This window comes from Persephonella marina EX-H1 (assembly GCF_000021565.1).
GTDB classification, from domain to species: domain Bacteria; phylum Aquificota; class Aquificia; order Aquificales; family Hydrogenothermaceae; genus Persephonella; species Persephonella marina.
Window position 1 is genome coordinate 1,087,224 of record NC_012440.1, and the last position, 23,032, is coordinate 1,110,255.

Consider the following 23,032-nt stretch of genomic DNA (forward strand, 5'->3'; position numbering starts at 1 on the left):
AAATGAGCGTACTTGTAGATAAAAATACAAAGGTTATAGTTCAGGGAATAACAGGAAGGGAAGGATCCTTCCATGCAACACAGTGTAAAGCCTACGGAACACAGGTTGTTGGTGGAGTTACCCCAGGAAAAGGAGGACAGGAGGTAGAAGGGATACCTGTTTTTGATTCTGTAAAAGAGGCTGTAGACAACACAGGTGCTGACTGCTCCCTGATATTTGTTCCACCTCCATTTGCAGCAGATGCTATTCTTGAAGCTGTTGACGCCGGAATAAAAACAGTAATATGTATAACAGAGGGAATTCCCGTAAATGATATGATACCTGTTAAAAACTACATAAAAACATACTATCCAGATACTGTTCTTATAGGTCCTAACTGTCCTGGAGTTATAACACCTGAAGAGGCAAAAATAGGAATTATGCCAGGACATATATTTAAGAGAGGAAATGTAGGGATAGTTTCCAGATCAGGAACTCTCACATATGAGGCAGCATTCCAGCTATCAAACAAAGGGATAGGTCAGTCAACAGTTATAGGAATAGGAGGAGACCCTGTTCCAGGAACTGTGTTCTCTGATGTTTTAAAATGGTTCCAGGATGATCCAGAAACAGAAGCTATCGTTATGATCGGTGAGATAGGTGGAACAGCTGAAGAGGAAGCTGCTGAGTTTATAAAAGAGTATGTTACAAAACCTGTAGTGGCTTATATTGCAGGTGTTACAGCACCTCCGGGAAAAAGAATGGGACATGCTGGTGCGATAATAGCAGGAGGAAAAGGAACAGCTGATGAAAAGTACAGAGCTCTTGAGGCAGCTGGTGCAACGACTGTTAAAAATATATCAACTATTGGAGATGTTGTTGCTGAGGTGCTTGGAAAATAAAAATCAAACAGCGTTATAAAAACTTGATTTTACAAATCAAACAGTGTTATATTTTAGAGAAGTAAATAAGACTCAAAACAAATAAGGAGGATTCCGCTATGGCATTCGATTTAACAATCAAGTATGCCGGTGAAGGTGGTGAAGGGGTCATTTCTGCAGGTGACTTCACCATGAGAGCCGCATCCAATTTAGGTTACGAAGTTGTGACATTCAAATCATTCCCTGCTGAAATAAAAGGAGGATACGCTCTTTCTCAGGTTAGAATGTCTGATGAAAAGATACTTTCTCAGGGGGATGGTTTTAACATCCTTGTCGCATTCAATGGTGAAGCTTATGAAGTAAACAAACCTTTACTTAAAAAAGGAACTGTTCTTATATGGGACGGACCTGAAGGTGGAGATTTTGAACCTGACATAGAAGAACTAGAAGCAAAAGGTGTTTTTGTATATGCGGTTCCAATGTCAAAGATAGCAAAAGAGGATGTTGGTGCGTACATAACAAAAAACGTTGTTGCAATGGCTGCAACATTTGAACTTTTTGGATTTCCTATAGAAGTTCTCAAACAGGAGATAACAAAGAAATTCTCTAAAAAAGGTGAAGATGTTGTTAACCTAAACTTCAAAGCTGTTGAAGCAGGTGTTAACTACGTAAGAGAGAATATCAAAAAAATAGATCCTTACAAAGTACCAGGACCATTACCAAAGAAGGATGTTATCATTCTTGAAGGTAACGAGGCTATCGCTTTGGGTGCTGCAGCTGCTGGAGTTAAAGTTTTTGCAGCATATCCGATCACACCGGCTACTACAGTTGGTAACTACCTTTCACCAATAATACTAAAAACAGGTGGATTTGTTTACCAGTCTGAGGATGAGATTTCCTCAATGGCTGCTATAATCGGTGCTTCATTCGCAGGTGTTAAAGCGATGACAGCAACATCAGGTCCAGGTATATCTCTTATGCAGGAGCTTATAGACCTTGCATCAATGACTGAGCTTCCAGTTGTAGTTGTTGATGTTCAGAGAGCTGGTCCATCAACAGGTATGCCAACAAAACACGAACAGGCAGACCTATTTGCTGCTGCATTAGGTGGACACGGTGATGACCAGAGGGTTGTCATAGCACCTAAAAACGTTGAAGAGAACTTCTACCTGACAATAGAAGCATTCAACTTATCAGAAAAGTATCAGCTTCCTGTTATAATGCTTACGGATGGTTCTCTATCCCTCAGAGCAGAAGCTATACCAACACCTGATATAAAGAAAATAAAAGAAAACCTTATAGAAAGACCAGTTGTAAGAAAAGAAGATGTAAAACCTGAAGAACTGGATAATCTTTTCAGATATGCCATAACTGAAAGTGGAATATCTCCTGTGTTTGTTCCAACAGTATCACCTAAACCTTACACAGCTACAGGTCTTGAACACGCTGAGAACTCACGTCCAAGAACAACACCTAAAGAAAGAACTGTAATGATGGACAAGAGATTCAGAAAGATAGCAAATATAGAACAGGAAAATCCACATCTGGTAGAGTGGGATCTTGGAGACCTTCAGGAAGGTGATAAGGCTGATATAGCTGTTGTTGCATGGGGATTAACAGCATCAATAACACAGGAAGCTGTTAAGAGACTTAGAGAAAAAGGATACAAGATAGCAGCTTTATATCCAAAACTCCTCTATCCAGTTCCTAAGAACGCACTTGAAAAACTTGCATCTATGGCAGATCAGATACTTGTTCCTGAAGCTTCTTATCTTGGACATTTCGCAAGATTTATGAAGATGTTCACAAACATCCCTCAGGAGAAAATAGTACAGTTCAACATATACAGAGGTGAACCATTCATACCAGCTGAGATTGAAGAAAAGATATTAGAACTAGTTGGACAGAAAGCAAGTGCTTAATATAAATAACTCAGAAAAAGGAGGATTTAATTATGGAATATATTAAGTTAGAAGAAAAACTCCCACCTAAGGAGTACAGGAGTGATATAGAACCAACATGGTGTCCAGGGTGTGGAGACTTTGGTGTTGTTACAGCTTTAACTAAAGCATTCTCAGAAGAGAGATTTGATCCAACAGCGATTACAATGACATCCGGTATAGGATGTTCTTCAAGACTTCCTCTCTGGATGAACGCTTTCGGAATACACACAGCTCACGGTAGAGCACTTCCTGCAGCTGTTGGTGTAAGACTTGCAAGACCTGAAACACCTACTATAGTAACAGCAGGTGATGGTGATATATTCTCAATAGGTATGGAGCACTTCCCACACACTGCAAGAAAGAACTTTGATATAACACTTATAGTTATGGATAACAGAATGTATGCTTTAACAAAGAACCAGACATCTCCAACATCAAGACATGGGTATAAAGGATCTTTAAACCCTTACGGAAATATTGAAGATCCGTTCAACGTTATCAAGTTCGCTATAGCTTCAGGTGCAACTTTTGTTGCCCAGTCTTACTCAGGTAATCCAAAACATCTTGCTGAAACAATACAGGCAGCTGTAGAACATAAAGGATTTTCTTTCGTTAACGTTCTCTCTCCATGTCCAACTTTCAACAAGATAGATACTTTCAAATACTACAAGGGAAGACTGATAGATATAAACAAGGAGCTAGGACACGATCCTTCAGATATGAAGGCAGCTCTTGAGCTTGCTTCCCATGTACTTGATGCTGATTATCCTGAGCTTGAGGATGCTGAGCCGTTCAAAGGAAAAAGACCTATCGGAATATTCTATAAAGTGGAAAAAGAGACATTTGAGGAAAGAATAGCAAAGCTGAAAGAGAAGTTCGCTCCTAAGGAAGGAGAAGAACCTGACTGGGACGAGATACTTGCAAAATACAGACCTTAATTTGAAGGCCGCTTTAAGCGGCCTTTTTTTATTCAAACCCTTGACAATCATCAGTTTAGAACTATAATTAATATTCCCTGTTTGAAGAACAAAAAACTTGACATTGATTAAAATCTAAAATATACTGTGTATCTGCTTTAAGCGGCTGAGGTAAAGGCGCTTAGGCTACATGGCAGATGAATAGGGGAGCCAGATGTGCGTAAGGAATTGAGTGGAGAGTTTGATCCTGGCTCAGCGCGAACGTTGGCGGCGCGCCTAACACATGCAAGTCGTGGGGCAGCAGGCCACTTCTTCGGGAGTGGTGCTGGCGACCGGCGAACGGGTGAGTAACACGTAGCTGACCTACCCCAGGGATGGGGATAACCCTCCGAAAGGGGGGCTAATACCCAATAACGAGCCCTGTATAATGATGGGGTTCCAAAGGCCTACGGGCGCCCTGGGATGGGGCTGCGTCCCATCAGCTAGTTGGTGAGGTAACGGCTCACCAAGGCTACGACGGGTAGCCGGCCTGAGAGGGTGGCCGGCCACAGTGGGACTGAGACACGGCCCGCACCCCTACGGGGGGCAGCAGTGGGGAATATTGGGCAATGGCCGAAAGGCTGACCCAGCGACGCCGCGTGGTGGAAGAAGCCCTTCGGGGTGTAAACACCTGTCAGGGGGGAAGATGATGACGGTACCCCCAGAGGAAGGGACGGCTAACTACGTGCCAGCAGCCGCGGTAATACGTAGGTCCCGAACGTTGCGCGAAATTACTGGGCGTAAAGGGTCCGTAGGCGGTCTGGTAAGTGGAAGGTGAAAGCCCACGGCTCAACCGTGGAATTGCCTTCCAAACTGCTGGACTTGAGGGCGGAAGAGGTCGGCGGAATTCCCGGTGTAGCGGTGAAATGCGTAGATATCGGGAGGAACACCGGTGGCGAAGGCGGCCGACTGGGACGCACCTGACGCTGAGGGACGAAAGCCAGGGGAGCGAACCGGATTAGATACCCGGGTAGTCCTGGCCGTAAACGATGGGTGCTAGATGTGGGCGGGGATATCCCGTCCGTGTCGTAAGCTAACGCGTTAAGCACCCCGCCTGGGGAGTACGGGCGCAAGCCTGAAACTCAAAGGAATTGACGGGGACCCGCACAACCGGTGGAGCGTCTGGTTTAATTCGATGCTAACCGAAAAACCTCACCAGGGCTTGACATGCGGTGTGTCGTGCCCGAAAGGGTGCTAGGTTACTCTTCGGAGTAACCGCGCCGCACAGGTGGTGCATGGCCGTCGTCAGCTCGTGTCGTGAGATGTTGGGTTAAGTCCCGCAACGAGCGCAACCCTTGCCCTGTGTTACCAGCGGGTGAAGCCGGGTACTCACAGGGGACTGCCGGCGATAAGTCGGAGGAAGGAGGGGATGACGTCAGGTCAGTATGCCCTTTATGCCCTGGGCTACACAGGCGCTACAGTGGCAGGGACAAAGGGAAGCGAAGCCGCAAGGTGGAGCAAATCCCAAAAACCCTGTCGTGGTGCGGATTGGGGGTTGCAACTCACCCCCATGAAGGCGGAATCGGTAGTAATGGCGAATCAGCAATGTCGCCGTGAATACGTTCCCGGGTCTTGTACACACCGCCCGTCACGCCACGGGAGTTGGGTCCATCGGAAGTCCCCGGGCTAACCGTCTTCGGACGGAGGCAGGGGCCGATGATGGGCCTGGCGACTGGGGCGAAGTCGTAACAAGGTAGCCGTAGGGGAACCTGCGGCTGGATCACCTCCTTTATAAGGGAAAAAAGTTAGGGAAGATGATATATAGCACATCTGGCTCTCCTGTTGAGCTGCCATGTAGCGGCGACCTAGGGGCCTTTAGCTCAGACGGTTAGAGCGTACCCCTGATAAGGGTAAGGTCGGTGGTTCGATTCCACCAAGGCCCACTTGCCTTTATGATGGGGACGTAGCTCAGCTGGGAGAGCATCTGCTTTGCACGCAGAAGGTCAGGGGTTCGAATCCCCTCGTCTCCACTAAGAGAAGCTACATGGCGAAGAAGGTTACATGGCAATAGAATAAGGGGTAAGAAAGAGGTCAATTAAGAAGTAAGAAAAGGCCAAGCTGCTAAGGGTCCATGGTGGATGCCTCGGCAGCCAGAAGGGATGAAGGGCGTGGCAAGCTGCGAAAAGCCACGGGGAGCCGCAAGCAGGCGATGATCCGTGGATTCCCGAATGGGGAAACCCGGCGGGAGAAATCCCGTCACACCCGAAAGGGTGACCGAACCGGGCGAAGTAAAACCTTTTAGTAGCCCGAGGAAAAGAAACCGAAAGGGATTCCCTGAGTAGCGGCGAGCGAAAGGGGAGGAGCCTAAACCGGTGTGGTGCCATGGCGGCAGCCTTAGCCACACCGGGGTAGCGGGACATACCCGGAGGGGACTGCCGGCCCCTCGGGGAGTTACAAAATCAGGTGGTAGCAGAAGCAGTTGGGAAACTGCGCCACAGAGGGTGAGAGCCCCGTATGCGAAACCACCTGATCTCCCTGGGGTATGATCCCAAGTACCACCGCCCCCGTGAAAGGTGGTGGGAATCAGCCCGGACCACCGGGTAAGGCTAAATATTCCTGGCTGACCGATAGCGCATAGTACCGCGAGGGAACGGTGAAAAGAACCCCGGGAGGGGAGTGAAATAGAACCTGAAACCATGGACCTACAAGCCAGTGGGAGGGCTATGACCTTCGGGTCAAGCCTGACTGCGTGCCTCTTGGAAAATGAGCCAGGGAGTTGTGGCATGCGGCGAGGTTAAGCCGTGGAGGCGAAGCCGTAGGGAAACCGAGTCCGAATAGGGCGATAAAGTCGCATGCTGCAGACGCGAAGCGGAACGATCTATCCATGCCCAGGGTGAAGGACGGGTAACACCGTCTGGAGGCCCGAACCAATCGGTGCTGCAAAACCGTTGGATGAGGTGTGGATAGGGGTGAAAAGCCAATCGCGTTCTGTGATAGCTCGTTCTCCCCGAAATGCATCGACGTGCAGCGTCGCTCGTTCCTTCCCGGAGGTAGAGATACTGATTGGGCTAGGGCCCCGAAAGGGGTACCGAACCCAACCAAACTCCGAATGCCGGGAAAGGTAGAGCGGCAGTGAGTCCACGAGGGATCAGCTCCGTGGACGAGAGGGAAACAACCCAGATCGCCAGCTAAGGTCCCCAAGTGCACGCTAAGTGGGGAAGGAGGTAGAGCTCCTAAGACAGCGAGGAGGTTGGCTTAGAGGCAGCCATCCTTTAAAGAGTGCGTAACAGCTTACTCGTCGAGGGGCTCTGCGCCGAAAATTTAACGGGGCTTAAGCGTGCCACCGAAGCTGCGGGCTTACCCAATAGGGTAAGCGGTAGGGGAGCGTACCCAGCGGGGAGAAGTCCTACCGTAAGGAGGGATGGACTGCTGGGTAGTGAGAATCCTGGCATGAGTAGCAGCGAAGACAGGTTAGAAACCTGTCCGCCGGAAGCCCAAGGTTTCCGATCCAATGTAAATCAGGGTCGGGTTAGCCGGTACCCTAAGGTGAGGGCGAAAGCCGTAGCCGATGGGAAGCAGGTTAATATTCCTGCGCCAGCTGTGTGGAGGCCGGGGCGTGACGCAGAAGGATAGCCTCCGGGAAGCTATGGATTGCTTCCTCTAAGCGCTTAGGGTGAGGGATAGGCAAATCCGTCCCTCGTAAAGCCTGAGGCGTGATGGGGAGGGGAGGCTTAGACCTCCCCAACGGGGGTGACTCCAGGCTGCCAAGAAATAACGTCACGGTCGATGAAGCACAGCTGACCGTACCGTAAACCGACACAGGTGGGCTGGGTTAGTAGCCTAAGGCGGTCGGGGTAACTCTCCTCAAGGAACTCGGCAAATTGACCCCGTAACTTCGGGATAAGGGGTGCCCGCACGCCGTGCCGTTTAGGTGCGGAAGCGGGTCGCAGAAACCAGGTGGGGGCGACTGTTTACCAAAAACACAGCACTGCGCAAACTCGAAAGAGGACGTATGCGGTGTGAAACCTGCCCAGTGCCCGTAGGTTAAGGGGAGCGGTGCAAGCCGCGAACCGAAGCCCGGGTAAACGGCGGCCGTAACTATAACGGTCCTATGGTAGCGAAATTCCTTGTCGGGTAAGTTCCGACCTGCATGAATGGTCCAACGATCCCCACGCTGTCTCGAGGAGAGTCCCGGCGAAATTGTAGTGTCGGTCAAGATGCCGACTACCCGCGGCAGGACGGAAAGACCCCGTGAAGCTTTACTGTACCCTGGCATTGATTGCTTGCGTGTCATGCGCAGGATAGGTGGGAGGCTGGGAAGGGCACCTTTCGGGGTGCCTGGAGCCGCCGGTGAGATACCACCCTTGACACGTGGGTAATCTAACCGAGCTGTGTTATCCACAGCCGGGACAGTGTCAGGCGGGCAGTTTGACTGGGGCGGTCGCCTCCTAAAGGGTAACGGAGGCGCCCAAAGGTACCCTCAGGTGGGTCGGAAATCCACCGTTAGAGTGCAAAGGCATAAGGGTGCCTGACTGTGAGACCGACAGGTCGAGCAGGCGCGAAAGCGGGGCTTAGTGACCCACACGTTCCGCGTGGAAGGGCGTGTGATCAGCGGATAAAAGCTACTCCGGGGATAACAGGCTAATCCCGCCCGAGAGCCCACATCGACGGCGGGGTTTGGCACCTCGATGTCGGCTCGCCGCATCCTGGGGCTGTAGCCGGTCCCAAGGGTTGGGCTGTTCGCCCATTAAAGCGGCACGCGAGCTGGGTTCAGAACGTCGTGAGACAGTTCGGTCCCTATCCGCCGCGGGCGCAGGAGTCTTGAGAGGGGCCACTCCTAGTACGAGAGGACCGGAGTGGGGCAGGCTCTGGTGTACCGGTTGTTCTCCAAGAGCAGCGCCGGGTAGCCACCCTGCTACGGGATAAGCGCTGAAAGCATCTAAGCGTGAAGCCCACCTCAAGATAAGGACTCCCGCACCGAAAGGTGCCTGAAGGGCCCTGGGAGACTACCAGGTTGATAGGCTGCAGGTGGAAGCTCAGCGATGGGTGGAGCCGAGCAGTACTAATCGCCCGTGAGGCTTGGCCTCTTACTTCTTAATACCTCTACTTGCCCCTTATTCTATTGCCATTTCCCTGGTGCCCATAGCGGGGAGGTTACACCCGGTCCCATTCCGAACCCGGCAGTTAAGCTCCCCTGCGCCTATGATACTGGCCGGGAGACCGGTCGGGAAAGTTGGTCGGTGCCAGGGCTTATATCTTTATTTTTTTCCAGAAACCACTCTTAAAAACAGTCCAGAGAATAAAACCCTTTATAAAAGTCTCAATCGTCATAACTATATAAACGATCAATATATCATTGAATATCTTTGCTGATATGTAGGCAGGTATAATTCTGAATATCCAGAAAGAAAGGCTGTTTATAATCAGTGTAACCTTTGTAGCTCCCGCACCTTTTAATGCTCCATTCAGAACAAAGTCAACTGCGAGAGGAATCTGTGATACACCTACTATTCTTAAATATAAAGATCCTTCTCTGATGGTTTTTATATTATCTGTGAATAAAGATACAAAAAACTCCGGAAAAACAATAAAGAAAACACCAACTATTCCCATAAATAAACCAGCTAATTTTACAGTCTGTATAACGCTTTTTTCAGCCTTCTCAGGTTCCTTGGCTCCCATATACTGTCCAACAAGAACCATAGCTGCTGTAGCAAACCCAAAACCCGGCATAAAAGCCAGTCCTTCTATTCTTAAACCGATCTGGTAACCTGCCAGAACGTACGTCCCAAATCCAGTCACTATTTTTACGAATATGAGAAATGACCCAAATGATACGAACTTTTCTATCCCAGCAGGAATCCCCACTTTTAAGGCTTTTAATACATAATGGAAAGATAGGCTGAGTTCAGGTTTTATCCCTGTCTTTCCTGAAAGAAATATGAAAAAGTATATGAGAACTTCCAGTATATAGCTTATCGTTGTTGCGATCGCCGCTCCTTCTACTTCCAATCTGGGAAAACCAAAATTTCCAAAGATCAAACAGTAATTAAGGAATGTGTTTAACAAATTTGTAAACAGGCTGATTATAAGAGGTGTTTTTGTATCACCTGAAGCTACTATGCTGCTATATAAAACAGCTCCGATAAAAAGAAAAGGGATAGAGAGAGAAAGTATAGAGGTATAATCAGTTCCCAGATTTATAACCGATCTTTCTGCTCCCATTAATGAAAAATAAGATCCAGAAAATTCATATGTGTATATGAAAAACGGTAAAGAGAATAAAACTGAGATAATCAGAAGACCTGATACAGCTTTGCCTGCTTCTTCTGGTTTTTTCTCACCGTAAAACCTTGATACAAGAACGTTTGTCCCTATATAAAAAATTGAGATAAAGCTGTAGATCAGAATTATTAACTGTCCGCTAAGACCTACAGCACCGACAGCCTCTGGCGATATCCTGCCTACCATTAATATATCAATAAGAAGCTGCAGTGTATCAAGTAGGTTTGTTAATGCTGCAGGGATAGCCAGATGTAAAATCTTTTTATTCATTTCTATTTTTATCCTTGTGATCTCAAGTTTTATTTTACGATTTTTAGTGAAGTATGGAAATTTTAAGATATATATTTATATTATTCTTCCTGTGAAACTCTGATATAATTGGATTTCAAAAAGCAGCAGGATTGGATTTATGGAAAGAGAGGGTTTATCTATAAAACCTACAATTGAGTGTGAATGTACAAAGCCTGTTCATGAGGCTGTTGAATGTTTTCAGTGTGGTATCCCTATAACAGGTAAACCTGTCAGATATAATATTGATGGGAAAGATGAAAACTTCTGCTGTTTCGGATGTTATCTGATATATAAGACCACAGGGCTTAAAGGTGATGAAGGAACTGCTGTTGCTTTCTTAGGTAAGTTTGGTTTTGGGTATTTCCTTGCAATGCTCGTTTTTATGCTCAGTACATATCTTTATGGAGCCCATCTTACACCTGATGATCCTCAGGCACAGATGTTTACAGGCTTTATTAAATATATCATCCTTATACTTGCCACTCCTGTTATGATCCTTCTTGGTTATCCTATACTGAAAAATGCGTTCTCAGGTGGAAGGATAAATCTTAACACGGACACATTAATAGCTATTGGAGCTTTCTCAGCTTATTTCCTTTCTGTTTACTCTGTTTTCACGAACAAACCTTCCATATACTTTGAGACCGCAACTATGATACTTGTTCTTGTCACATTTGGAAGGTATCTGGAGACTTCTTCAAGGGCTAAAGCTTCAAATTTTATGAAAAAACTTATGGAACTTTCACCTGAGAAAGCTACTATCATAAAGGATGGGAAAGAGGTTGAGGTATCACGGGATGATATAAAGGTTGGTGATATAGTAAAGATAATTCCTGGAGAGAAGATACCTGCTGATGGGATTGTTATTGAAGGTCAGGGACATGTTGATGAATCTCTTTTAACAGGAGAGGTAAAGCCTGTTCTTAAGAATGTTGGTGATGAGATATTCACAGGAACTGTTAATATAGATGGTCTTTTTAAGATTAAAGTTAACAAACCTTCAGAGGACTGGACATTAAACAGATTTATAAATCTGATGAAAGAGATAAGAGCTTCTAAAGCTCCTATTAACAGAATCTCTGATAGAATAGCCGCTTTTTTCCTTCCTCTTGTTATAATCCTTGTCTCTGGTTCATTTGTTTACTGGTTTTATCAGGAGGGATTTGAGAGAGCTCTTATAGTATCAATGTCAGTTCTTCTTATATCCTGTCCCTGTGCTTTCAGTATAGGTGCTCCTCTTGCCTTATGGATTGGTCTTGGGGAGGCTATGAGAGAAGGGATTATTATAAGAGGTGCGGATGTTCTTGAGAAGCTCTCTACAGTTAAGTATGTATTCTTTGATAAAACAGGAACGATAACAGAGAAAGATATGGTTGTCAGTTATGTTAAAGCATTGGATGAACAGACTGTCAGAAAAGCCTGTGCCCTTGAAAGAAACTCAGAACATCCCCTGGGTAAAAGCTTTGTTAACTACTGTGTTAATAGAGGTTTTGATTGTGACTGTAAAGTTGAGGATTTTAAGGTTCATTTTGGTTATGGAATAGAAGGATTGGTTGATGGAGAAAGGATTTATATAGGTAGCGAAAAATTTATGAAAAAATTAGGTCTTGAGATACTTGAGGATCTTAAAAAGATTGAGAATAAAGCAGAGAGGGAAGGAAATGTTCCTGTTTTTATAGCTGACGATCAAAAGGTTGCAGGCATTGTTCTCTTCTCACAGAAGATAAAGGAAGAAGCTCCTGTGGTATTCAGGGTTTTACAGAAACTGAAGATAAAATTTGCAATACTTACTGGGGATACTCCGTATTTTGCAAAAATAGTTAAGGAAAAGTTAGGTATAGATCAGGTTAAAGCCGGTCTGCTTCCTGAGGATAAGCTCAGGATAATATCTGAAGCAAAGAAAAAGGGTAAAACTGTTGCTATGGTAGGAGATGGGATAAATGATGCTCCAGCTCTTGCATCAGCTGATATAGGAATTGCCATGGGTTGTGGAACGGATCTGACAAGGGAAAGTGCTAATGTAAGTCTTCTTGGAGATGACCTCAGAAAAGTTCCATTAATGATACTTCTTGCAAAGAAGGTAAGAAAGGTTATATACACAAATATGTTCTGGGCTTTTATATACAATATTATCGGTCTTGGTCTTGCTCTGATGGGTAAGCTGAATCCTATCTTTGCAGCCCTTGCTATGGTTCTAAGCAGTGCCTTTGTTATTGCAAACTCTGTAAGGGTTAAGAACTGGTAATTATCTCTCTACAGGTAGTCCTTCATCTCTCCAGGATTTGATCCCACCTGCGATATTATAGACATCATATCCCAATGATGATAAAAGTCTTGAGGCTGAGGCACTTCTCATTCCTGATCGGCAGTAAACAATAACCTTTTTATCCCGGGGAATTTTATCTATCTGGTTTGGCAGAGAATCCAAAGGGATAAGAGTTGAGTCTGGAATATGACCTTCTTTATACTCCTGAGGGGTTCTGACATCAAGTATAAATACATTATCTTTTTCCTTTTCTATAAGGCTGTAAGCTGATTTAGGATCTAAATTTTGAAAGTCTGAGAATATATATCCTTTCAGATAAAGATAGTAGGTAACTCCCAGTCCTATTATCAGAAGAAAAATCAGATTTGATGATGAGAACTTTCTCATTTTTACCTCTAATTTTTTATTATTTGAGATATTATAACTGTAAATGGTGGGAAGGGAGAAACCCTTCCCTGACTTTAGTCATCCCAGTTTGGAGCTTTTATCTGATCAAGATCTAATTTTGCTTTGCTACCTTCTATCCATGGAGCCTTTCCGTAGAGTAAAACCTCTTCAGCTTTTATATTCTCAAACCATGCTCTTTGAAGCTGTGCTTTCCTGAGGTCACTGAAACTAATATTTGTTCCAATAAAGGATGCTTCCTGAAAATCTGTTGCTCTGAGATTTGAGTGGGTTATTATCGCTTTGTCCATTATCGCCCTTCTGAATCTTGTTTTCTCAAGTCTTGACTGTCTCATATCGGCACCTTTAAAGTTAGCACCTGAGGCATCACATACCATAAGCTGAACTTTAAACATATTTGCGTTCTCAAAATTTGCGTTTCTCAGGTGAACTCTCTGGAGAACAGCCCTTGATAGATTTGCATTTCTGAAGTTACATCCGGACAGATCAGCATCAGCAATAAATGCTCCTTCAAGATTTGCTCCTTCAAAGTTTGCATTTCTTATCTCCGCTCCTGTCAATGAAGCTCCGGAAAGGTCAACACCTGAAAAATCGATTCCATCAAGCTCAGCAAATGTAAGATCTATATCCTTAAGAGATACTCCTTCCTTTATCATCCTTTCTACATCTTCCTTCCTTAAGATATCCATAAAAAACCTCCTGATTTTTTTGAAACAATATAATACAGTTTATCAGATATTTTCATGTCCTAACTCATATTAAGCTTCTGACAATTTCTGACACCTTAACTGACAAAATTTGTCACATCTTATTTCTGCAGTAAATTTAAAATCTTTCTCTTGATTAAAGCTGACAACGTTTTGGTTTGTTAATGTCATCAAATTTTTAAAGTTTAAAAAAAATGGCACAGGACTTGCAATAAAAAAAACAAAATATTAATCGGAGGTAACAGTCATGAAAGACTTAAGGGAAAGACGTAAAAAAGAAGGCGGTTTTACACTGATTGAGCTGCTGATCGTTATCGCTATCATCGCTATTCTGGCATCTATAGCAATTCCTCAGTATTTAAAATACCAGCAAAAAGCTAAAGTTTCTTCATATGCTGAGCCAATAGCAAGAGGTTGTGTTATGGATATGGTTACTGCGTGTATAGAAGATCCAACAAACTATCCTCCAACAAATCTGCCAAACTGTGTAGCAACTGCAGCAACACCCGGAGGAACTGTAAATCAGCAGACTCTTAACAATGGAACATGTACTAATGGAACTCTAACAGGTGCATCTGCTGTTTATAGATTAGATGGTGTTGCTGATTATGAAGCCAATTGTCAGACTGATGCAAGTGGAAACATAAAGTGTTCTGTACAGCCAATATAATAGTATAGTGTAAATATAATACAAAAGAGGTGGGCTCTAAAAAGGGCTCACCTTTTTATTTTTGTTCAGACTTATTCATACTACTTCAGAACTCTTTAGATATCTCCTTTAACTCATTACCATCTTTTATTCTTATAAAGATTCTTAATTAATTCAATGTAATATTGGCATAATATTTTCTTAATTTTGTTAATAAATCCTAATAGGGGGGATGTGATGGTTCATAACAAGAATGGATTTACAATTGTTGAACTTTTAATAGTTGTAGCAATACTCGCTATTCTTTCCTCAATGTCTCTGGTTATGTATCAGAAATACAGAAATAAATCTTTCGTTGCATCCCATCTTTTACCTATAGCTGATGGCTGTTCTAAGGAAATAGTAGCATACTGTATAGGGTTAAATGTTGAAACACCTACAGTTATAAATGTTTCTTCTTTATCTCTGAGTAATTGTAAAAATGTAACCCTTCCAGATTACAATCTTACAGTTAATGTTACAGGTAGCTTTGTATGTAATCCAGGTGGCAATGTCTCAGGTGGGACTGTAGATGCTGAATCCGATAAAATACCGGAGTACAAAGCTGAATGTAATCTTTTAGCTGAAGGAATTAAATGTTCTGTTGTTGAAAAATAAAGCTAAGGTGTTGTTGGAGGGGATGTTCTGTATATAAAATCTATCTCAGCCCTTTCTGGTCTGTCAATTCTTGAAGAAACAACCCTTATAGCATAAATATCATATCCACCTGATGTTGTATCTTTATGAATAATAAAAGCTTCAATCTGATAATCACCTATGTTTGAATAACTTCCCAGATCAAATCTGTCAACAGGCTTACCATCAGGACATTCAAGTCTGTTAAGGTCAGGATTCCATGTCACCCTGTAGCATGGACATAACGTAGTCTCACCAACGCATATCATTCTTTCCGCATCGCTTTCCATATACTGATCTGTGGATAGTCTGTTCATAATATAGTTTGCTGCACCTTTAGCCGCCTCAAGTGCGGATGTGTATCTTTCTTCTATGACTGAGGTTTTTTTTCCGTATATCATAAATGTCATCAATGCCGCAACGATAGCCATTGCTACAAATCCGAGAAGCATCGTTGTTATCAGAGCCATTCCCTTTTCATTTCCTGCCTTCATCACGAACCTCTACTTGATTATTGACATCGGTTTTACAGATATCTTTATAACCTTCCATCTGTAATGTATAAAATCTGAGGAGCCAGGAAGGTAAAGTTTCATCCCGTTTACCTGTATGTAATTTCCGTTGGAGTCAGTGCTGTAATTTTTAAACTCATAGTCTGGATTAAATCCACCTTCCTGTATGAGTAGATAAACATTTATCCTCTTAAGCTGGAGTCTCAGATCATTCGCTGGAATAGAATTATCAACTATCTGGTCTGTAAGATCAACGATATTATCATCATCTATATCCAGATCTATAGTGAATTTAAAGTCTGCAACACAGGATAAAAGGGGGTTTCCTCCTGTAGCGTTATTGACTTTTCTAAGTAGGTTGTATGTTTGGGGATGACAGTGAGAGGGAAGGTTGGTATTACTAAGATAATAAACTATTTCAGAGCATGTACCACCGCATCCTGTAGACGCTGGATCAAAAGGAAATCCTACAAGTATCCCATCGGATGGGCATAATCCGTCGTTTACAACTCCCGCCACAAAGCCTTCATTATCAACAAATACCAGATTATCATTTGGAGCTTCTAATTCTGCATGAACTGGATCATTTCCTGCATTGTTGTTACATAAAACCCATCCTATAGTTGTGTTATTCGTATTATTCATTGTGGATCTTATCAAAAGATCCTTACCATCATTTACAGATTCTAAAATAAGGTAGTCGGATCCAAGTGTAAGAGGTTTCCCTATTCCATAGCCGACATGCTCAAGATCAAGTCTCAGAAGCTCAAGGCCTACAATCTTTTCCATCTGAAGCTCAACAGATTCAGACTCCCCTTTCATACTTTTAAATATGCTCACGTAGGTAAAATAGGCTGCACTCAGTATCAGAGATACTATAAATAGTGTTATTAGAACCTCTATTATTGAGTAACCTTTATCTCTGTCAGTTATAAATCTCATCACTCTTCCCTTGCTATCACAGTAGATATTGTATGTGTTATCTTGTTTCCTGTATGGAAATCTTTATAATCTGTGCATATTGTAACTGTTACACGGAATATATCTGCTGTTGGATCAGGCTGGTTTACAATCACCTGTTTGCCAAACTTTATATTCACATTCCTTACCTGTCTTGTTATTACACATTCAGGAACTGTTGGCTCTGTTGAGCATACAGGACAGTCAGTTCTGTTTACAACATCTTCAAAGCTACCATCGTTATTTATATCGTATATTCTGTTCGGATCCATATTTCTTATAAACTCAATCTCATCCTGCGCGATCTTAACTGTTTCATCTTTAATAAGCTTCTGAAAATTTATCTTGTATGCCACTGTGAATCCCTGGAGCATAAAGATAAGAACAAGTGCAAAGATAAAAAGAGAGACAAGAGCCTCTACAAGCGTATATCCTTTCTTATTTAACAACACAGTCTGTACCATTCCATTCTCCCATCTTGACCCTTATATAACTTATGGAGATACAGTCAAAGACCGCACCCTTTTTATCTCCTGTGAAGTATATACTTCCATTTGTGAATGTCCCTCTTTTATCAATGGTAATTGTTACTGGATTGTAACTGCTTTTATTCAGATTTACACATTTTATAACTGAGGATGTGGCCTCATCTATAAGACAGGCTGATTTATCAGCTGGATTAAGACTGAAGATAAGCCTTCTTTTCTCTCCAAAAGCGGTCATCCTTCCTTCCTGAAGCAGTCCATACATCCTCCTTATATCCGTTTCAATCTTGTTTGCTTCTATCTTATTCTTAAAAGGAACAACGGCAATTGCAGCCAGTATTGCAAACAGTACTATCACCAGAAGCAGTTCAACTATTGTAAAACCTTTTATCTTTCTAACCATAAAAGTATCTCTCCTCCAGGTGTGTAAGCCGTTTGTGGACTCTGACCCCCGACAACAAGATGTTTTTTCCAGCCTGTATTTCCTGAGGTTGAAAAATCACCTGTTGTAGATTCTGGTTTATTTTCCTGATTTATTCTACCACCGGTATCAGAGTAAAGTAATGTATAACTTGCTGTTATGTAGTATCCAGCATCACAGTTGTAAGTTACTGGAGCTCCTGTAGCACAGTTGAGATGCCATATTCTGTGTCTTCCTCCAACACTACATATATCAGCGTTAGGTTGTGATGTTGCGAAAAATACAGCTCCAAAGTTTGTAACTGAAGGGCTTGCGAGATTTTTCTCTTTCATATAGCTACCAGAGCCCAGATCCAGTTCTCTGTACCATCCAACCCTTGAGGATGTAATGTAGTTACAAACACCTGTTGCTGATCCTGAAACATTATAGACAGAACCTATAACCGAACAGCCTGAAGTATCACAGTTTAAAGGAATTCCATATATTCTGTTTGGTTTTGTAGTTTGAGGGTTATCATCTTTATAAAACCATTTTCCGGTTCCAAAAAAGATATAGGGAACATTGAAACAGTCCATAAAAGAGACTGACGTTACTACAGGAAGCATTCCTCCAGAGGATATTGATGAGGTTATATCTGTCCATGAATATCCACCACTGGTTTTGATAACAAGGATTCCTCCTGTTTGTGTAGAGATAGAACTGCCTTTTGTATATCCCAGGAACAGGTAATCAGTATTTCCATCTTCATCAAGATCCAGGCCTTCGTACTGTAATCTTCCTCCAAATGCTTCTGTGATGCCTGTGTCTATCACAGTATCAATACTTCCTGTTTCCGCGTCAAGTATAAACAACTTAAGGCTTTGATTTGATATACCTTTGTAGTCTGTAGGTCCTGATGCAAAAAGAACTTTTGCTTTCTGGGCGTTTCCGTTGAGAACTCTTATTACACCTGGTCCAGAAAAGCTAAATCCAAGATCTTTATCAGAAAACTCCCATAGGAGTTTTGGATTTAATGGATCTGTAATATCAAGTGCAAAATAAGAGGATCTACCAACGCAGGATGAGGATGCAGGATCGGGACAGGTGTCAGAAGGAGGATTTACACAGTTTGTTCCGCTACAACCACATGCTCCTCCCAGTCTCATTCCTCCGATCAGTATTATCCTGTCAGGTTTTTCATTTAGATCTGTAATATCTTTATCAAGGTATATGATGTAAGGTGATTGATCTATGTAATAAATGTGACAGTAATCAGGATCAGCCAGATATCTCAAGTATGGAAGAGCATTTTTAGGTATGAAAGCCCACAGCTCTTTCCCAAGACCTTTTGTAGTATAGTCTGTTATGAGTTCTGCAACCTGATATTTTGTAAGTAATCTTTTAATCTTTCCAGCCTCAAAAGCATGTAGCATACCATCATTGGCTCCCACAAAAACTATACTTCCTCTGTATAAGCTTGATTCATACTGAACGATCGCTGGAGATGAATGCATTATATCTCCCAGCTTCCATATCCTGTCAGCTGTTCCGTCAAAAAATGTTCTGTTGCGACATTTAAAGTCAGATTCTCCCCTTATATACCTTATAAGGTTATCTATCTTTTCGTTATCATTATTGCCTGGAATACACGATGGGATTAAAGATGCATTTCCCAGTAAATTTGCAAACGAGGATTTGTTTGCAGGTTCAAAACTTACGATACTGTTTGAGGAAACAGCTGCGAATATGTTTCTCTGCAATCCATCTGTTAAAGCAAGTTCTTCACCGGCTTCCCAGAGGTAATGGGTTTCTTCTATTGAAGGAATAGGATTGGGGTCGTATTCTGCAGGTATAGGATCACCAGCAATATCGGTTCTCAGTTCACCTTTAAGCTCGCTCTCATAGAGATTTGCAATAATGTTTCCATCAGGATCTGTATCAAACATCAGTATAAAATCGTAGTAATCATTAACAGTAATCGGTTCACCACTTGCTTTTTTCTGATCGTAAGATGGGTTATAAACATCAAGAATGATTCTTCCGCTGTTATCTACCGTATTGTCTCTAACATTCTGTGCGTATTTTGTGTTTAAAAACCAGTATGTATATAAAGATCCTATCCATGTAAGGTCTATATCTCCAAATGTTTTTTTCGGATAGCTTGCGGCATGGTTGATTATAGAACCTTTACCTTTACCAGTTGTTTGGGCAGCTATAACGGTTCCTGAGGTTGCTCCTTTCTTGATCTCTCCAAATATCTCTCTCAGTGCGGCTTCTATCTCTGCACCACTGTTTGCCTGATAAAATGTGTCTGGCACACCATCATTATCCTTATCCCATTCTTCACAGCATGGAAAATATGTTCCGTTAGGATCACAGTGAGGTCTCGGAAATTCTACATATCTACTATTTGTTCCAAGTCCTGGAAGATCATAGGGGTAGTTATCATTACTGCAGGTATCGTCAAAACTGCCGTGAGCAGCAACAGTTTTCATTGAGTAAATTCCTTCCACATCCGTATTGAATATGTATAGTGAGAAGACTTTTGCTTTTTGATCTCCTGAGAGATCAGATCTCAGATCTGTGGTGTGTATAGTGTTCGCTGGGCTATCTGGATCTAAATCACCATTCCATAAACCATCAGATATAAGCAGAACATAGTTATTTCTACAACTTGCCGGAACAACATCACCACTTTCAAGAACTTCGTAGTATGGATCTTTTTCTGTTCCAAGACCTATAAATCCGGTATTACTTTCAAACCAGTGATCGTTACTCTGCTTCAGATAATCATAGGCCTCCCATACTGCTTCACCGGTTGGTGTCCCGTAATATGGAATCTCATTTTGTAAAGCAGTTATTAACGCATTTAGATCATTCTGGTAAAAAGCGTATCTTATTTCACCTTCTCTTATGTTGTTTCCCCCGTATACCATAAATGTTATTCTTACATCATCAAAACTTTCCTGAATTACGCCTGTATAATCATCTTTAGGTATCTTAACGTTAACAGCCCTTCCATCTGTAATCTGTCCCAGGGCACATGATCTATTTCCATCAAATATGTACAGGTAGTCATTTTTATCCTGGTATGAAGGTGTTGTTCTGCTGTAATTTTCAGGTTCTATATATATAATGCAGTCAAGATTTGAATCATAAACGCCTCTTCTTGAACCCTGTGATCTTAAGATACAGTCTGTGTCTGTACATGTGGCTTTTCCACCTATTAATGCTTTAAGTGCAGCATCAATTCTTGTTGTTGTTGCCCAGTTTAAGAAGTTTCCACTCAGACATCCTATATTTCCGGCACCATTATTTCCAGAACAATCGCAGGAGCTTTTTATCCAGTATCCGTCTGCTGTGCTGTACTCGTAACATGCATTACTATCAAAAAGGCCGTAATACACTGTTGTATTATCATAGTTACTTATGACCACGGTGTTTCGTGAGACACACTCAGCCACATAACTATCGTAGTAGTATGGATACCCCCAATTACATGGATAATATGCTGGGAACTGCATACTTCCTGAATAATCCATAACCATGACAACATTAGGTTTTACTTCAGTTTTGAGGAATGGGGGAATTGTACAGTAATTGGTCATATTACCGTAGGATAGTGATACGAAACTTAGAAATATTACTAAAAGAGCACTAATTTTCTTTATATATATCATGATCTTCTTCATTCTCTTCCTCCACAGGAATAATAATGAATCTGCCTGATTCTTTCTGGATGAGATAGATCTTTTCACCCTGTTTAAGTTCCTTTTTTCCTACTATTTCAGCGTCATTTAGGTTTATGATCACTCTGTTTGGAAATATGAAGCAGACAATATAGTTGTCTCTTTTTTTTAGGATCTTTATTGGTCCTATCGCTTTATCTCCTTTTTCTATATGTGAGGCTACATAAGGAGGGATGGAAACTATTTTTCCCTGTGAATAACTGTAAAACAGGAATAGGACTGAAAGTACAATATGCAGATATTTCATCTGTTACATCCCCTTGTAATATATTTATCCATATATTTTAATTAATTCCTTTAGTATAAAAAAATCGTGAGTTTATCTTTTCAGCTTTATTACAGTTAAAAACTCTTTTTTCGCTTTTGTTTTTATCTCTCCTCCATATCTGGATAATAAAAACTCAGAGATTTTCAGACCAACTCCAGAACCTTTCTGTATCTCCTGTATATCATTTTTTATAAACAGATAACAGATCTTTCTATCTGTACACATCCTTATATGTATCTTACTTTTTGAGTATTTGATACTGTTTTCAATTATTGTGTGAAATATATTTTCCGCATCTACAGGATCAATTTTTATATAGAAATCTTTAAGATGAAGGATTACTTTCCTGTCCAAAAGATGATCTGAGAAAAGATCAAGTGTGTTTAGTATTACATCCTTTATGTTTATTATTCTTAGACTTCTTTTCCTTTCTGATATCTTTTTTAATATCTGAAGACTGCTTTTAAAGTCTGTCTCAATAAGCTGGTAAGCTTTTTCAAGCCTCTCTACAGGCTTTATATTACATTTTGATTTTATAAGTTCTATATTCAGTTTCTGTGAGGACAGAAAGTTTCCAAGTTTATGTGTTATCGTAAGTAAAAATATCTCAAGAAGTTTCCTGTTCTCTTCCTTTTCCTGTATATGTCTTATTATTGTTATGTACATAACAAAAAGAAGTGTAACTGTTAAAACAGCTTCCCACACAAGAAGGTTAAGACCGAATGTTTTTATCTTTTCTATCTTGTAGTTTTTGTCAAGAAGTATGTAGTTTCCACCTAAGAATGTTACAATCTCGTATCTTTCTGGATCAAAGCTGCTGTCGATGGTGAAATATCTGGGAAGTTTTAAGAAAGGTTTTTCAGTCAGTATAGCCTTATAAAGATGAGCCTCTTTGTAAAGCTGATACTCAAGGTTTTTTTTGAAAAAGATGATACTGATTCCGTTTATTACTGAAAAACCAATTGTAAGCACAATACTGAAAATGATAAGTATCTTCTTCTCAAATGATATCAATTTAGTTTATAACCTCTTCCTTTGTAGGTAACGATAGCATCCTTAGGCAGGATTTTTCTCAGTTCCTTAATGTAAGTTCTGACTATCTCATCTCCAACAGGTTTGTCTCCCCATACATAGGCGAGTATTCTCTCAGTAGGAACGATGGATCCTCTGTTTTTTACTAAAAGGTAAAGAAGTTCCCATGCTGTTCTTGATAGTTTTACCTCTTCTCCTTTTTTGTAAACCATCTGGTTGTCTATATCTATAGTTATATCCCCTATCTTTACACAGTACTCCCTGTGTTTTCTTTTTGACAGGGCTTTAAGTCTGAGTAAAAGCTCTTTAGGATCAAAAGGTTTTGTTAAGTAGTCATCAGCACCAAGGTTAAAGCAGACCTCTTTATCCCTTATATCTGATTTTGCGGTAAGTATAAGAACTGGTACATCAACACCTCTATTTCTTATATCCCTTAATATCTCCTCCCCTTTTCTGTACTTCAGCATAAGATCAAGAACTATAACATCAAACTGGTTTAGATCAAATATATCATCAATCTCCCTGTCATCCTGTATCCATTTAACAGTTATGTTATTCTCCTTCAGATACTCTTCTATAGTCTCCCCTAATAATGGATCGTCTTCCACCAGAAGTACATGCATATTATTTTCCTAAATTTAATTTTTTA

Annotated in this window: 17 protein-coding genes, 2 tRNA genes and 3 rRNA genes; 11 read left to right on the plus strand and 11 right to left on the minus strand. The window is 41.9% G+C overall.

All coding sequences use genetic code 11. From position 1 onward, the window contains the following. The first annotated feature begins 2 nt into the window (after window positions 1-2). The 8 genes from sucD (at window position 3) to rrf (ending at window position 8,948) form a co-directional block, all read left to right on the plus strand. A complete protein-coding gene (gene sucD, locus PERMA_RS05640; protein ID WP_015898919.1) occupies window positions 3-881 on the plus strand; it encodes a succinate--CoA ligase subunit alpha in 879 nt (292 codons plus the stop codon). Window positions 882-979: 98 nt separating this feature from the next. After that, the gene (locus tag PERMA_RS05645; protein ID WP_012675448.1) at window positions 980-2,782 is read left to right on the plus strand and encodes a 2-oxoacid:acceptor oxidoreductase subunit alpha; all 1,803 of its coding nucleotides are present in this window, start codon (window positions 980-982) and stop codon (window positions 2,780-2,782) included. Window positions 2,783-2,814: 32 nt separating this feature from the next. Further along, complete coding sequence (locus tag PERMA_RS05650) at window positions 2,815-3,741, plus strand: 2-oxoacid:ferredoxin oxidoreductase subunit beta (protein ID WP_012676275.1); 927 nt, start codon at window positions 2,815-2,817, stop codon at window positions 3,739-3,741. Window positions 3,742-3,949: 208 nt separating this feature from the next. After that, window positions 3,950-5,490: ribosomal RNA gene (locus PERMA_RS05655) — 16S ribosomal RNA — on the plus strand. Between the two features lie 78 nt (window positions 5,491-5,568). Next, window positions 5,569-5,642 (plus strand) — tRNA-Ile (locus PERMA_RS05660). 14 nt (window positions 5,643-5,656) lie between these two features. After that, window positions 5,657-5,729: transfer RNA gene (locus tag PERMA_RS05665), tRNA-Ala, on the plus strand. 81 nt (window positions 5,730-5,810) lie between these two features. Beyond that, a 23S ribosomal RNA gene (locus PERMA_RS05670) occupies window positions 5,811-8,786 on the plus strand. A gap of 45 nt (window positions 8,787-8,831) precedes the next feature. Continuing rightward, window positions 8,832-8,948: ribosomal RNA gene (gene rrf, locus PERMA_RS05675) — 5S ribosomal RNA — on the plus strand. The 16S, 23S and 5S rRNA genes sit together here with 2 tRNA genes alongside, the layout of an rRNA operon. 1 nt (window position 8,949) lies before the next feature. On the opposite strand, the gene PERMA_RS05680 is transcribed toward rrf, so the two are convergent. Further along, a complete protein-coding gene (locus tag PERMA_RS05680; protein ID WP_012676129.1) occupies window positions 8,950-10,254 on the minus strand; it encodes an MATE family efflux transporter in 1,305 nt (434 codons plus the stop codon). A gap of 139 nt (window positions 10,255-10,393) precedes the next feature. Here PERMA_RS05680 and PERMA_RS05685 point away from each other — a divergent pair, with 139 nt between their 5' ends. After that, a complete protein-coding gene (locus PERMA_RS05685; RefSeq protein WP_012676931.1) occupies window positions 10,394-12,520 on the plus strand; it encodes a heavy metal translocating P-type ATPase in 2,127 nt (708 codons plus the stop codon). On the opposite strand, the gene PERMA_RS05690 is transcribed toward PERMA_RS05685, so the two are convergent. Beyond that, window positions 12,521-12,928, minus strand: coding sequence for a rhodanese-like domain-containing protein (locus PERMA_RS05690; RefSeq protein WP_012675435.1), 408 nt, complete (start codon window positions 12,926-12,928; stop codon window positions 12,521-12,523). 74 nt (window positions 12,929-13,002) lie between these two features. Next, window positions 13,003-13,635: a pentapeptide repeat-containing protein gene (locus tag PERMA_RS05695; RefSeq protein WP_012676590.1), complete on the minus strand. Its 633-nt coding sequence runs from the start codon at window positions 13,633-13,635 to the stop codon at window positions 13,003-13,005. A 265-nt stretch (window positions 13,636-13,900) separates the two neighbouring features. On the opposite strand from PERMA_RS05695, the gene PERMA_RS10900 reads away from it, so the two are divergent. Then, the gene (locus PERMA_RS10900; protein WP_012676698.1) at window positions 13,901-14,323 is read left to right on the plus strand and encodes a prepilin-type N-terminal cleavage/methylation domain-containing protein; all 423 of its coding nucleotides are present in this window, start codon (window positions 13,901-13,903) and stop codon (window positions 14,321-14,323) included. A gap of 216 nt (window positions 14,324-14,539) precedes the next feature. Then, window positions 14,540-14,959, plus strand: a complete 420-nt coding sequence (locus tag PERMA_RS05705) for a pilin (protein ID WP_012675834.1) — start codon at window positions 14,540-14,542, stop codon at window positions 14,957-14,959. A gap of 2 nt (window positions 14,960-14,961) precedes the next feature. Here the strand turns inward: PERMA_RS05705 and PERMA_RS05710 are convergent, their stop codons facing one another. From PERMA_RS05710 to PERMA_RS05745, 8 genes are all read right to left on the minus strand, one after another. Next, on the minus strand, window positions 14,962-15,471 hold the full coding sequence (locus PERMA_RS05710) for a hypothetical protein (RefSeq protein WP_015898896.1): 510 nt from the start codon (window positions 15,469-15,471) through the stop codon (window positions 14,962-14,964). Window positions 15,472-15,480: 9 nt separating this feature from the next. Further along, a complete protein-coding gene (locus PERMA_RS05715) occupies window positions 15,481-16,431 on the minus strand; it encodes a pilus assembly FimT family protein (RefSeq protein WP_012676178.1) in 951 nt (316 codons plus the stop codon). Beyond that, window positions 16,431-16,913, minus strand: a complete 483-nt coding sequence (locus PERMA_RS05720) for a type IV pilus modification PilV family protein (protein ID WP_012676576.1) — start codon at window positions 16,911-16,913, stop codon at window positions 16,431-16,433. The genes PERMA_RS05715 and PERMA_RS05720 overlap by 1 nt, the downstream gene beginning before the upstream one ends. Continuing rightward, window positions 16,888-17,337, minus strand: a complete 450-nt coding sequence (locus PERMA_RS05725) for a pilus assembly FimT family protein (protein ID WP_012675235.1) — start codon at window positions 17,335-17,337, stop codon at window positions 16,888-16,890. Before PERMA_RS05725 ends, PERMA_RS05720 begins: the two co-directional genes overlap by 26 nt. Then, window positions 17,322-21,026 (minus strand): pilus assembly protein, encoded by a 3,705-nt coding sequence (locus PERMA_RS05730; RefSeq protein WP_041530894.1) that lies wholly within the window; start codon window positions 21,024-21,026, stop codon window positions 17,322-17,324. The genes PERMA_RS05725 and PERMA_RS05730 overlap by 16 nt, the downstream gene beginning before the upstream one ends. Next, on the minus strand, window positions 20,992-21,330 hold the full coding sequence (locus PERMA_RS05735; protein ID WP_012675375.1) for a hypothetical protein: 339 nt from the start codon (window positions 21,328-21,330) through the stop codon (window positions 20,992-20,994). The genes PERMA_RS05730 and PERMA_RS05735 overlap by 35 nt, the downstream gene beginning before the upstream one ends. Window positions 21,331-21,402: 72 nt before the next feature. After that, window positions 21,403-22,365 (minus strand): histidine kinase, encoded by a 963-nt coding sequence (locus PERMA_RS05740; RefSeq protein WP_012676724.1) that lies wholly within the window; start codon window positions 22,363-22,365, stop codon window positions 21,403-21,405. Then, window positions 22,362-23,006: a response regulator transcription factor gene (locus PERMA_RS05745; protein WP_012676024.1), complete on the minus strand. Its 645-nt coding sequence runs from the start codon at window positions 23,004-23,006 to the stop codon at window positions 22,362-22,364. The genes PERMA_RS05740 and PERMA_RS05745 overlap by 4 nt, the downstream gene beginning before the upstream one ends. Window positions 23,007-23,032: the final 26 nt, after the last annotated feature.